Annotated in this window: 12 protein-coding genes; 5 read left to right on the forward strand and 7 right to left on the reverse strand. The window is 66.3% G+C overall.

Annotated elements, in window-relative coordinates; translation table 11 throughout:
• The first annotated feature begins 54 nt into the window (after positions 1–54).
• Positions 55–984: an aromatic alcohol reductase gene (locus tag H4O10_RS00820; RefSeq protein ID WP_099596130.1), complete on the forward strand. Its 930-nt coding sequence runs from the start codon at positions 55–57 to the stop codon at positions 982–984.
• A 42-nt stretch (positions 985–1,026) separates the two neighbouring features.
• Here the strand turns inward: H4O10_RS00820 and H4O10_RS00825 are convergent, their stop codons facing one another.
• The 4 genes from H4O10_RS00825 to ptsP all read right to left on the reverse strand — a co-directional run bounded on the left by H4O10_RS00825 (position 1,027) and on the right by ptsP (position 7,615).
• Positions 1,027–2,280 carry a carbohydrate porin gene (locus H4O10_RS00825; protein ID WP_012480302.1) on the reverse strand — a complete coding sequence of 418 codons (1,254 nt, stop codon included), beginning with the start codon at positions 2,278–2,280 and terminating at the stop codon, positions 1,027–1,029.
• Positions 2,281–2,362: 82 nt separating this feature from the next.
• Positions 2,363–4,066 (reverse strand): fructose-specific PTS transporter subunit EIIC, encoded by a 1,704-nt coding sequence (locus H4O10_RS00830; RefSeq protein WP_012480301.1) that lies wholly within the window; start codon positions 4,064–4,066, stop codon positions 2,363–2,365.
• Between the two features lie 85 nt (positions 4,067–4,151).
• Positions 4,152–5,108, reverse strand: a complete 957-nt coding sequence (locus tag H4O10_RS00835) for a 1-phosphofructokinase family hexose kinase (RefSeq protein WP_012480300.1) — start codon at positions 5,106–5,108, stop codon at positions 4,152–4,154.
• Entirely contained in the window at positions 5,105–7,615 is a 2,511-nt protein-coding gene (gene ptsP / locus H4O10_RS00840) for a phosphoenolpyruvate--protein phosphotransferase (protein ID WP_180845689.1), read from the reverse strand. Before ptsP ends, H4O10_RS00835 begins: the two co-directional genes overlap by 4 nt.
• A 154-nt stretch (positions 7,616–7,769) precedes the next feature.
• Here ptsP and H4O10_RS00845 point away from each other — a divergent pair, with 154 nt between their 5' ends.
• The 3 genes from H4O10_RS00845 to H4O10_RS00855 all read left to right on the forward strand — a co-directional run bounded on the left by H4O10_RS00845 (position 7,770) and on the right by H4O10_RS00855 (position 9,706).
• Positions 7,770–8,753, forward strand: coding sequence for a LacI family DNA-binding transcriptional regulator (locus H4O10_RS00845; RefSeq protein WP_005409711.1), 984 nt, complete (start codon positions 7,770–7,772; stop codon positions 8,751–8,753).
• A gap of 150 nt (positions 8,754–8,903) precedes the next feature.
• Positions 8,904–9,350, forward strand: a complete 447-nt coding sequence (locus H4O10_RS00850; RefSeq protein WP_080047700.1) for a Rap1a/Tai family immunity protein — start codon at positions 8,904–8,906, stop codon at positions 9,348–9,350.
• Between the two features lie 122 nt (positions 9,351–9,472).
• Entirely contained in the window at positions 9,473–9,706 is a 234-nt protein-coding gene (locus H4O10_RS00855; protein WP_005409710.1) for a hypothetical protein, read from the forward strand.
• On the opposite strand, the gene H4O10_RS00860 is transcribed toward H4O10_RS00855, so the two are convergent.
• The 3 genes from H4O10_RS00860 to H4O10_RS00870 form a co-directional block, all read right to left on the reverse strand.
• Complete coding sequence (locus H4O10_RS00860) at positions 9,689–10,282, reverse strand: cysteine hydrolase (RefSeq protein WP_012480297.1); 594 nt, start codon at positions 10,280–10,282, stop codon at positions 9,689–9,691. The genes H4O10_RS00855 and H4O10_RS00860 overlap by 18 nt on opposite strands.
• Positions 10,283–10,285: 3 nt before the next feature.
• Positions 10,286–10,924: a DUF6766 family protein gene (locus tag H4O10_RS00865; RefSeq protein WP_062607055.1), complete on the reverse strand. Its 639-nt coding sequence runs from the start codon at positions 10,922–10,924 to the stop codon at positions 10,286–10,288.
• 100 nt (positions 10,925–11,024) lie between these two features.
• Positions 11,025–11,213, reverse strand: a complete 189-nt coding sequence (locus H4O10_RS00870) for a hypothetical protein (protein WP_012480294.1) — start codon at positions 11,211–11,213, stop codon at positions 11,025–11,027.
• Positions 11,214–11,361: 148 nt separating this feature from the next.
• Here H4O10_RS00870 and H4O10_RS00875 point away from each other — a divergent pair, with 148 nt between their 5' ends.
• Positions 11,362–12,525, forward strand: coding sequence for a zinc-dependent alcohol dehydrogenase (locus tag H4O10_RS00875; RefSeq protein WP_005409706.1), 1,164 nt, complete (start codon positions 11,362–11,364; stop codon positions 12,523–12,525).
• Positions 12,526–12,530: the final 5 nt, after the last annotated feature.

The following is a 12,530-nucleotide window of genomic DNA, read 5'->3' on the forward strand; positions in this document are numbered from 1 at the left end:
CAACTAGGGAGGGGCGCAGAATCGCCGCCATCGTACACACAGATGGTGGTTTCAATGTCTCCCCCGATTGTTTCCCGCTCAATCCTGGTGCTGGGTGCCGGCGAACTCGGAATGCCCGTCATCCGCAACCTGGCCCAGCTCGCGGTCGTGCATGACGCAACCATCAGCGTGATGCTGAGGCCTGCGTCGATGGAATCCACACTACCGGACAAGCGTACGGTCATTGACCAGATCCGCTCGCTGGGAGTGGCCCTCGTTCCTGGCGACCTGGTCACTGCCACGGTCGATGAGCTGGCTGATCTATTTTCCGGTTATGACACGGTCATCGGCTGCACCGGCTACGCCGCTGGCCGCGACACTCCCATGAAGGTAGCGCGCGCCGCCGTGAAGTCGGGCATTACCAGGTACTTCCCTTGGCAATTCGGGGTCGACTTTGACGCCATCGGACGCGGCGGGCCACAGGATCTTTTCGACGCCCAGCTGAATGTACGCGACTATCTCCGCTCACAGGCCGAAATGGACTGGGTGGTCATTTCCACCGGCATGTTCACCAGCTACCTCTTCGAGCCGGAGTTTGGCGTCATCGATCTTCCCGGCAGAAAGGTCAATGCACTTGGCACAGCCTCCAATGCGGTTACGCTGACCACACCAGAGGACATCGGTGCAATGACTGCACAGATCGTCTTCCACTCGCCCCCCCTTCGAAACGAGATCGTCTATCTTGCGGGAGACACGGTCCGTTATGAGCAGCTGCCCGCCATCCTTGAGGAAAAGTTCGGTGCTCCCTTCAAGCTGATCGTGTGGAGCGTTCCCCAGCTGATGGAGGAGCTTGCCAGTGACCCATCAAACATGATCAGGAAGTACCGTGCTGCCTTCGCCCAGGGCAGGGGCGTCTCCTGGAGCCTGGACGGGACGTTCAATGCCAGCATTGGCGTGAAACTGGAGGGTGTCGACGACTGGCTGAAAGCCCACTTCGAGACTTGATGAGCCGTTGAGCGGCAATCGCGTGGACGAAAACGGATTTTCCTACAGACTCCAATCGACCCGCAGGCCGGCGATCAGCGCATTCGGCAGGTCCCGCTGGCGTGCGGGTTCGTTGAACTGGTCCGGATGCACGATGTAGTGCAGGTTCGGCGCGACCCGAAGCTGGGGGGTGACCTGGATGCCATAGCTCAGCTCCATCATCACCTGGCTCCCGTGCGGGGTGCCGCTGCCGCCCGCTGCGGCACGGGCAAGGCGCAGGTTTTCCAGCGCGATGCTGCTGTACTTCTGCTGCGTCACGACGAAGGCGATGCTGTCCTGCGGTCGGCTGGCGAACGTACCTTTCTGCACCAGCCCGGCCTGAAGGAAGTGATCCTCGATCACCTGGCCGGAGGTGCCCTTGAGCGCGGCGCCGAAAAGGGTCAGGCCACGGCCGCTGCCATCGCTGCTGAGCTGCTGCTCGAAGCGGGCGAACGCACCGGAGCGACCATGACGTGTCGCGTACTCCTGGCCACTGAGCAGCGCCGGCATGCCGTTGGCATCGCGCAGCGGGTCGCGGTAGGTCGAGTTGTCCTGCCAGCCACCCAGTTCGTAGCGGGCCTTCAAGCGCGCCGACGCGGGGCTGCGCCAGCCGATCGTGTAGGGCACGATCCAGCCGGTGGCCTGGTTCGTGCTCCATTTCAGGCCGTGCTGGCCATCTTCGGCCTGGCTCGGGTCGACCTGGTAGGCGCCGACGCGCACGTAGACATCCGGCGTCACCCAAACCGTGGCATCGGCCATCCAGCTCGATACCGGCCACCATGTGAAACTGCTGGTGCGGAACACATAGGTCGGGTTGCCGCAGGCCGAGTTGCCCTGGAAGTACTGGCACAGCTCCGAACCAAGATGATGGATGTTGGCGACGCTGCGCCCGGCTTCCAGCACCAGCCGGTCGTCCAGCAGTTTCTGCTCCAGCGTCAGGTTGGCCAGGCGCGTGCCCTGGCCACCGAAGATTTCCTGCACCGAGGTGCTGTTGCCCGTGCTGCTGTTGGCGAGGTTGGTGCCATGACGATTGATGCCGTAGGCCTTGATCGTCGCGCCTCGCCAGCCAAACGCAGCGTCCAGGTCCACGTCGGCACCGAACATCAGCTGGCCGGCATACGCCGTACCGCTGCGCTTGCCGCCGTCGAGCGTGGCGGCGGCTTCGCCGGTGTAGGCAAGCTTGGGGATGAGGACATCGCTCGCGTCGGCGGCTGCGGCCAGCGACGGCAGGACCAGCAGGATCGCTGTCGGCAGCAGGCGGCGGGAAGGGGAGGTCATGGGCGGGGCTCCGTGTGCAGGGCGTAGGTCGTTGAGCCCCTACGCGCGCAGGGACCGCGAAAGGACCGTGAGGGCAGGGGGATCAGGCCGCGGCCGTCACCGGCTTCTTGAGGATGCGCAGCGCGACTGCGGTGACGGCCACGCCAGCCAGCAATGCCAGCAGGTAGATGCCGAGATGAGTGACCGCATTCGGGATCGGCAGCACGAACACACCACCGTGCGGCACCTTCAGCTCGACGCCAGCAGCCATCGAGATCGCTCCCGCCACCGCAGAACCCAGAATCAGCGCCGGAATGGTGCGCAGCGGGTCACGCGCGGCGTAGGGGATCGCGCCTTCGGTCACGAAACTGAGGCCAAGCACGCTGGCGGCGCCGGCCGTGCCTCGCTCTTCTGCGGTGAAGCGATTGCTGAACAGCCATGTCGCCAGTGCGATACCCAGCGGCGGCGTCATGCCGCCGATCATCGTGGCCGCCATCGGCGTGTAGACCTGGCTGGAAATCAATGCGGTAGAGAATGCGTAGGACGCTTTGTTGACCGGCCCGCCCATGTCCACCGCCATCATTCCGCCCAGCAGCAGGCCAAGCAGGATCGCGCTGCTGCCCTGCATGCTGCGCAGCCAGTCGGTCAGCCACGCCAGCAGCCCGGCGACCGGCGTACCGATCACGTACATCATCAACAGGCCGACCAGCAGTGTGCCCAGCACTGGCAGGATCAGCACCGGCTTGAGCCCTTCCAGGCTGCGCGGCAGGCGCAGCGCACGGTTGATCCAGTGCACGCCATAACCGGCGGTGAAGCCAGCCAGGATGCCGCCGATGAAGCCAGCATCCATGTTCACTGCTACCAGTCCGCCGATCATGCCGGGCGCAATGCCGGGCCGGTCGGCGATGGAGTAGGCGATGTAACCGGCGAGCGCCGGCACCATCAACATGAAGCCGGACTTGGCGCCGATCTGGAACAGCGACCACGCCAGCGTGCCCTTGTGCGCGTCATCGAAGGCATAGATGCCGCCGAGTGCGAACGCCAGTGCGATCAGCAGGCCACCGGCAGTGACGAACGGCAGCATGAACGACACGCCGGTCATCAGGTGCTTGTAGGGGCCGGTGGCCCTGGTTTTTTCGGCCGTGCGGCCCGGAGTCGCGCTACCTGCCTGCACGCCGGCCTCGGCCAGCGCCTTGCGGATCAGGTTCTGGCCATCGTTGATCGCCGGCTTGGTGCCACTCTTGAACAGGCGCTTGCCGGCGAAGCGCGACAGATCGACTTCGCGGTCTGCGGCGATCAGGACGAGGTCTGAGGCGGCGATTTCCTCGTCGCTCAACGCGTCCTGCGCGCCGACCGAGCCCTGGGTTTCGACCCGGATTGCATGGCCCAGCGCCTTGGCGGCCTGTTGCAGGCCCTCCGCCGCCATGAAGGTGTGGGCGATGCCGGTGGGGCAGGAGGTGACGGCGACGATGCGCTTGCCCGCATGCGTGCCGGCGTTGCCCGACACCGCGGCCGCGAGCGGTGCGAGCGCCGCAGCCGGGTCGTCCAGTACCTCGCCCAGGCTGGCATGCACGATCCCGGCATTGGCGAAGCGCGCGATGTCCGCCTCACCCTCACCCACCAGCAGCAACTGCGTCGCGGCGGCGGCGTCCGAGGCAGACAGTGCGCCGGTCACGCCCTGGTCGCTGCGGATCTCGATCATCAGCTCGAGCCCGCGCTGGCGGGCGGCGCGGCGCAGCGCTTCGGCGGCGAGAACCGCCTCGATGCTGCGTTCGCCGGCGGCGATGACTACGGTGAAAGCGTGCATGGAAACTCCTGGAATTCTTCGGGCTCGTGCTTGCCGAAAGCGCTGCGGTCAGCCTGAAGCCGCCGCCGTGCTCCCGGCAGGGGGGTCAATCCAACCGCTCGATCAGTACATCGCCGGTCCAACCGCGTACCTGCGCCGGGTCCAGCCGTCGTGCGTCACCGCTTTGCAGCCGGCTCATCGAGAACGCGGTCGCCAGCCGCGCGCAGCCGTCCAGATCGATGGAAGGCTCCAGCAAGGCGGCAGCGATGCCGGCCACCATCGCGTCGCCCGCACCGACCGTGCTGCCCTGGGCCAGTCGCGGTGGTCGAGCGACCAGGGCGCCGCTGCGATCAATGAACAGCGCGCCGTCGGTGCCCATCGAGATCGCTACGAGCGCAACGCCACGTTCGACCAAGGCCTGGCCAGTGACGCGCAGGGCGCTGCGGTCCGGCAGCGGGGTGCCGGTCCAGGCCTCCAGTTCGTGGCGGTTGGGCTTGACCGCGTAGGGCAGTGCACCAGCGGTGTCACTCAATGCAGCCACAAGTGCGTCGCCGCTGGTGTCCAGCAGCACGCGCGCACCGGCGGCGGCGGCCTGCGCCTGCAGTCGCGCCCATGCATCGGACGGCAGTCCAGACGGCAGGCTGCCGGACAGCACCACCGGAAGGCCCGGCAGCAGCAAGGCGCCAAGCCTGCGCGACACTGCGTCCAGAGCGGCATCGTCGAGGGCCAGGCCGGGCAGGTTGATGTCGGTGGTTTCGCCGTTGTCCTCGTCAACCAGCTTGATGTTGGTGCGGGTGCTGCCGGGGATACGCAGGCAACCATCCACCATGCCGCGCGTGGAGAAGAGCGCGCCGAACACACCGTCGTTGCCGCCACCGAGCACGCCCAGCGCGGTGGTCGGCACGCCCCAGTCGGCCAGGCAGGCGGCCACGTTGATGCCCTTGCCACCCGCATCGTCGCGGCTGCTGCGGGCGCGGTGCACATGGCCCGGCCGCAGGCTGGCCAGCCGCACGGTCTGGTCGATCGCCGGGTTCAAGGTAACGGTGACGGCGCGGGCGTTCATGCGCGGGCTCCGTCGAGGGCGCGCACCTGCTCGGCGGTTTCGCAGTCCAGCGCCGTCGCAGCCAGCGTTTGCAGATCGGCCAGCGCGCTGCCACGCAGGCGTGCCTTCACGGACGGGATGTCGTTCGGGGTCATCGACAGTTCGTCCACGCCCAGCCCTGCCAGCAGCATTGCGCCGAACGGATCGCCGGCCAGGCCGCCGCAGACACCCACCCAGCGCCCCTGCGTGTGTGCGCCGTCCACCGTGGTGCGGATCGCGCGCAGCACGGCCGGATGCAGGCTGTCGGCCTCTGCGGCCAGCTCCGGGTTCTGGCGATCGATCGCCAGCACGTACTGGGTCAGGTCGTTGGTGCCGATCGAGAAGAAGTCGGCGTGGCGCGCCAGCACATCGCTCTGGGCGGCCGCGGCCGGTACTTCGATCATGATGCCGATCGGCACGTCGGGGGCCTCGAGTTCGGCGCGCAGGCGCTCGCAGATGGCACGCAGTGCGACCAGTTCAGGCACCGAGGTGATCATCGGGAACATGATGGACAGGCGTGCCCCTTCCTTCGCTGCGCGGTACAGCGCACGCAGCTGCGGCTCAAGCAGATCCGGGCGGCGCAGCAGCAGGCGCGCGCCGCGCACGCCGAGGAACGGGTTCTCCTCGTGCGGCAGCTCCAGGTGGGCGACCTGCTTGTCGCCACCGATATCGAGCGCACGCACGATCAACGCACGGCCTTCCAGCGCTTTGGCCATCGCCATGTAGGTTGCGTACTGCTCCTCCTCGCTGGGCGTGCTGCCGCGTTCGAGGAACAGGAATTCGGTGCGCATCAGGCCGACACCTTCCGCGCCCTGTTCCAGCGCCAATGGCACCTGCTCAGGCAGGTTCACGTTGGCGCCGATGTCGATGCGATGGCCGTCGGTGGTCTGCGCCGGCTGCGCGCGTTGTGCGGCTTCGCGCGCGCGGATCTGCTGCTGCTCGGCGATCCAGGCGCGTGCCGAAGCAAGATCGGCCTCGGAAGGGGACAGGTAGAGCCGCCCGCTGCTGCCGTCGATGATCGCTTCGCGGCCGGCCTTGATCGCCAGCAGTTCGGCGCCACCGGCAACCAGCGCCGGCAGGCCGAGCGTGCGCGAGAGGATCGCAGTGTGCGACGTGGGGCCGCCCTGTGCGGTGGCGAGGCCGAGCACGCGGGTGGTGTCAAGGTTGGCGGTATCCGAGGGTGACAGGTCGGCGGCAAGCAGGATGCACGGTTGCGCCGGTAGATCTGCCAGGCCGCCACCGGCCGCAGAGGCGTCAAGCTGCGCCAGTACGCGCCGACCCACATCGCGCAGGTCGGCAGCGCGCCCGGCCAGCACCGGATTGCCCAGCGCCGCCAGCCCGGAGGCGATCTGCTCGATGGCCTGGTGCCAGGACCACGCGACGCCATGACCTTCAACCATCAGCTGGCAGGTGCGGGTAATCAGGTCGGTGTCGTCAAGCAGCGCAGCCTGTGCCCTGAAGATCGCCGCATCCGAGGCGCCAAGGCGGCGCTGGGTGTCGTCCTGCAGCGCGGCGAGCTGCTGGCGGGTACGGCTGAGTGCATCCTGCAGGCGCGCGCCGCCCTCGCCAAGCGGGGCAGGGCGATCGGCAACATCGGCCTGCGCGCTGGCCAGTACATGCACCGGACCGATGGCCAGCCCGGGGCTGGCGCCGATGCCGACGATCGCTGCCTGCGCTTCGGGCGGATTCCAGCCGGCGACCGGCGCCGTCTTTCGCTGCGCTGCACGCTCCGCATCGGCCTTTTCCTGCGCGACCAGCCCGTCCATGGTCTTGCGTAGTGCAGCCAGCAGTGCGGGGGCATCGGCGCCTTCGGCAGAAACACGTACGGCATCGCCCTCGCGAAGCCCGAGCTGCAGCAGCGCCACCAGACTCTTGGCATCGGCCGCCTGATCGCCCGCGCGCACCTGGGCCCGGGCCATGAAACCCCGCGCCGTCTCGGCCCAGCGCGTGGCCGGGCGCGCGTGCAGTCCGCTGGGGTAAGCAATGGTCCAGTCGAAACGCTCGGCCAGGTCCGTCACCGGTACGTGGGCGACGCTGACAGTCGCATCACTGGCCAGCGCATTGACGATTTCACTTGCATCGGGAGTAGTGAACAACCGCTGCAGCGCGGCCTCGTCCTGGATCAGGCGGGTCAGCCTGCGCAGCAGGGTGATGTGGGTATCGGACTGGGCGGCAATGCCAACCACCAGGCGGGTGACCTGGCCGGGGTTCCATTCCACGCCTTCCGGCAACTGCAGCACCGCAATGCCGTCGCGGCGCACCAGGTGGCGGTCCTCGCCGAGCCCGTGCGGGATCGCCACGCCATGGCCGAGGAAGGTGTTCACCAGCGCTTCGCGGCGTCCCATGCTGGCCTCGTAGCCCGGCGCCACGCAGCCGGCAGCGACCAACATCTGGGCCACCTGGGCGATGGCATTGGTCTTGTCCTGTGCCCGCGCATCCAGGCGGATCAGTTCCCGGCTGACGGGGGAAGGGGAGGTCAGGGGCGACAAAGCGGGCTCCGGGGGGATGGCTGAGGCGTATTGGGAACGTTCCCACTGCACATTTCAATGTGCACTGCACAAAAAGCCAATAGTCCTTTGGCGTTAGCATTGTCCTGAACAGCCATCCGGCCATGAACAGCCCACGTTTCCGGGAACGTTTCCAATGAGCATCAGCATCAACGACGTCGCACGCGTGGCGAGGGTGTCCAAATCCACGGTGTCACGGGTGCTCGGGGGCGGTCCGGTCAGCGAGGACGTGCGCGGCAGGGTCGAGCTGGCGATCCGCCAGACCGGCTATCGACCCAACCTGCAGGCAAGACGGCTGCGCTCCCGGCACACCGGCATCATCGGCTTGATCGTGGCGGATATCCGCAACCCGTTCTTCACGGCGCTGATCCGCGCCGTGGAAGAGGTGGCCTATCGCGAAGGTCTTCGGGTCACCCTCTGCAACACCGACGAGGACCCCGAGCGGGAGGCGCTGTATCTGCAATTGATGCACGAAGAGCGCATCAGTGGCCTGATCTTCGCGCCAACCCGGACCACGGTGGGCCGGCTCGAGCGGCTCACGCTGGACTATCCGACGGTGCTGGTGGACCGTGCCGCGCCCGGCGGTCCGATCGACAGCGTGGTACTCGACAATCCGGCAGCGATGGCAGGCCTGGTCGAGCATCTGGTCGAGCGCGGCTATCGGCACATCGGCGGATTGTTCGGCAGCACCAGTACCACCGCGGCCGAGCGACGTGACGGTTATCTTGCTGCGATGCGCACGCATGGGTTGCAGCCGGACTACCGTGAGGTTGAACCCACGGCCGAAGCCGCCATCGCGACGGTCGATCAGTGGCTCGCTACGCCGTCCCGCCCCGAAGCACTGGTCACCAGCAACAGCCTGCTGTTGATGGGAGCATTGAAAGCCGCCCGCGGCGCAGGGCTGGCGATTCCAGAGGCGTTGGCACTGGCCGGCTTCGACAACGAACGCTGGACCGAGCTGGTCGAGCCGGGCATCACCGTGATCGAGCAACCGGTTGAGGAGATGGGGCGGGCCGCGATGTCGCTGCTGCTTGAGCGCCTGCGCACGCCGGAGCTGCCGGTACGCCGACTCGTAATGACGGGCCGGTGCGTGGTCAGAGGGTCGACGGCAGCGCGATAGCTCGGCGCCCGATCGCGGCGAAGCCTGGGAATGCCGCCCGGGTGTTGGCGGGCCAGCCGCTGTCTGTTACAAGCCATCTGTCCACAACCAGCTAGCTCGACTTTGCCCCACGCTGTGTGCATCCCACAGGAACGCGCCAAGGACTCCGACATGAACGGACATCACGAACCCCAGGCGCGCCGCCTCACGCGTCGGCTCCTCGCACTTGGCCTCTGCGCCCTGGCAGGATCCGCCCTCGCCGGAACAACGCAACCGGCACGCACCTGGCTTGTCAGTGGAGCCGAACTCATCACCCTGCTGCAGGGCAAAGGCGCTGATGGGTTCTGCGACGGCGAGCAGTGCCGGAACCTGTCCAGCGCTCGCGCCAGCGCCTACATCCAGGGCGTTGCCGATGCCAGCCACGGCCAGTGGTGTGGCCAAGGCAGGATTCTTCCGCATGAGCTGGTCGACCGTGTGTCTTCCCATCTCCGGCAGTTGCCCCGCGAGCGATTGCAGCAGGATGCGTCTTCACTGGTTGCCGAAGCGCTGCGGACCGCATTTCCCTGTGGTGGTGGCGCGTCGCGGGGTGGCAGTGCCGAGCCCGGCAAAGACGAATAGGACGGGCCGCGCCCAACGCGTGACGACGCGAACGTCCTACACCCTCGCGACACGGTGCATTCACGGCCACCGACACCCGCGCTGTACACACTGCATGTTCCTTCCACAGCACGAGGTGCCCCATGGCCACCTGTGATGTCTGCGGCAACAACTACGACAAGAGCTTCACCCTCCAGCAGGGCGGACGCAGCGGCACGTTCGATTCGTTCGAATGCGCGATCCACGCATTCGCACCGCGCTGCGCACACTGCGATTGCGCTGTTATCGGGCATGGTGTTGAAGGAAACGGCCAGATCTTCTGCTGCGCACACTGCGCCGGTCATTCAGGTGTACAGGGTTTAGCCGACCGGGCCTGAGTCGCCGTCAACGCCACCCCGCTCCTGCCCAGAGACAAGTGAAGAAACCCGCGCGACCCGCGCTGCGCCCGAACCAGCAAGCAGCGCCAGTGCCCGCCGCTTCTGCGCTGGCATCCCCGCCACGGCCTCCGACGCCAACACCACGTGGAATTCCCTGGCGTTGGCGTCCAACGCTGTAGCCAGGACACATGAATCGGCCGTCATGCCACACAGGCAAAGGCGGCGCACTCCCAGTTTGGCCAGCAGAATCGGCAAAGGGCTGGCCAGAAAGGCCGAGTGCTTGGGCTTGAGCACGAAGTAGTGACCAGGCAAAGGCGAGAGAACGCTGGCGATTCGCCCCGCCGGGCCACCGTCGCGCCGGCACTGTCCCACCTGCTGGCGGAAGTCGCGCTTCCAATCCGAGAAATTGTCATTGGCGTAGATGACCGGCCAACCGCGTTCGTCGAAGTGATCCCTCAGGCGCCGGACCTGCCGGGCCGCCCGCTCTGCCGCCGGCGCCAGCTTTTGAGCGCCAGGGAAGTCGAATCGGCTGAACATGTCGATGATCAGCAGGGCCGTCGATGGATCATCTCGCATGGCTCAATCACCTGTCTGCGCGTGTGGGGCCTCAACCGGCTTGGATTGCGGCGAGTCTTTCTGGCGCAGGAAAATCGTCAGCACCACCAGGGACAGCACGGCCAGGAATTCGCTCTGCCAGTTCTGCATGGATTCGAACCAGAATGTGCTGCTGGCGAGGTGCTCCACAAAGCCTGGCGGCGGCAATCCCTTCAACTGCTGTTCGGCCTCCTCGGCACGCCAGCTTCCCACTGCATGCAGTGTAAAGCTGAACAGGAACAACAGCCCGAACGCAATCGCAAGCGAATGACCGTAAAGCGTCTTCCATGGACCACCGCGCCTTACCGGCCACGGCGTGGGCCCCGGCTCGACGCGATTCTGTTCCTGCGCAGGGTCCAGCGGCCGCGATTCGGCCGAGCCGCGCTGGCGCAGGCTGACCGTCAGGAGCACATACATCCCCATCTGCAGGAACTCGCTCTCCCAGTTCTCGAACGTGGCGCTGACGAAGTGCCCCGTCGCGAGGTAGTGCCAGAGATCGATCGGCGCGCGTCCGTACTCGACCAGTTCCTGGTTGTGCACGTGATGCCCGGCAACCGCCTGCCCGACGATGAACACAAGCGTGAGCATAAGCAGCACCAGCGAGAGACCGTTGCGTTTCCACATGCAACACCTCGTTCAGTCTGTTCCAGAGGCCGTGCGCGAAGCTTGCGCGGGTAGCAGGCCATGACCCGTGAATCCGGCGCATCCAGAATGTGAGGCGGACTCAACGCTTTCCGGTCGGGTCAGGATCAGGACGTTCGTAGTCTTCCGGTACGGCCTTGGGGCCATCGCCGTCGTCGGGCATGTCGTGCTCCTTCCACTTGGCTCGATCGTTGCGCCGCTCGTCCGGCGTGTGCGCCTTCGACTGATCGTCCACGTCTGTCGTCGGATTGAAGGGCAGCTTGTCGTTCATGGGCAGCTCCTGCGGCTAGAGACCGAAGACTGCACCGGGCCGGGTTAACACCATGACCCCGTAGAATGAACGCCGTGCACACCGGGATGTCACCGAAGCGGGATGGCGGCCTTGCGATGCTGGCGTCCCGAGCTCCTGGAGAAGCACGATGCAGGCATTGACCTATCACGGCCGCAAGGATGTGCGAGTCGAGACCGTACCGGACCCGGTACTGGCGGCCGAGGATGATCTGATCCTGAGGGTAACTGCCACCGCCATCTGTGGATCGGACCTGCACCTGTATCGCGGCAAGATTCCGGATCTGCACGATGGCGATGTGCTCGGCCACGAGTTCATGGGCGTGGTGGAAGAGGTCGGCAGCGGCGTGACCCAGGTGCAGCCGGGCGATCGTGTGGTGATCCCTTTCGTGATCGCCTGTGGAGAGTGCTTCCATTGCCGCCTGGCCGAGTATGCCGCTTGCGAAACCACCAATACCGGCAAGGGCGCCGCACTGAATCAGAAGGGCATGCTGCCTCCGGCCGCATTGTTCGGCTACAGCCATCTGTATGGCGGCGTGGCCGGGGGCCAGGCCGAATTCGTGCGTGTACCGAAGGCGAATGTAGGCCCGCTGCGCATTCCGGAAGGCATTGCGGATGAGCAGGTGCTGTTCCTGTCCGACATTCTCCCCACCGGCTACCAGGCTGCGCTGAACGCAGGGGTGAAGGCGGGCTCGACGGTGGCCATCTTCGGTGCGGGCCCGGTGGGGCTGATGAGCGCGGCCTGCTGCCGCCTGCTGGGCGCAGAGACCATCTTCATGGTCGACCATCTTCGTTACCGTCTGGATTATGCGCGCCGTACCTACGGTGTGACGCCCATCGACTTCAAGGAGATCGAAGACCCGGCGGACTACATCCTTGCCCAGACCAGCGGGCGGGGCGTGGACGCCTGCATCGAGGCGGTGGGCTTCGAGGCCGAGGGCAGTGCGCTGGAGTCAGCATTGACTGCCGTGAAGCTGGAGGGCAGCAGCGGCGTGGCGATCAGGCAGTGCATCGCGGCAGCACGCCGCGGCGGCGTGGTCAGCATCCCGGGTGTCTACGCTGGCTTCATCCATGGTTTTCTGCTGGGTGATGCGTTCGACAAGGGGCTGACGTTCAAGATGGGGCAGACCCACGTGCAGGGACTGATGCCGGAACTGCTCGACGCAATCATGGAAGGAAAGCTGCACCCGGGTGACATCATCTCGCACCGGATGCGCCTGGCCGATGCAGCTCAGGGCTATGCAATGTTTGATGCCAAGGACGATGACTGCCGCAAGATCGTATTGACACCCTGAGAGTG

The sequence above is a fragment of the Stenotrophomonas sp. I18B00994 genome (assembly GCF_014145825.1).
GTDB classification, from domain to species: domain Bacteria; phylum Pseudomonadota; class Gammaproteobacteria; order Xanthomonadales; family Xanthomonadaceae; genus Stenotrophomonas; species Stenotrophomonas maltophilia.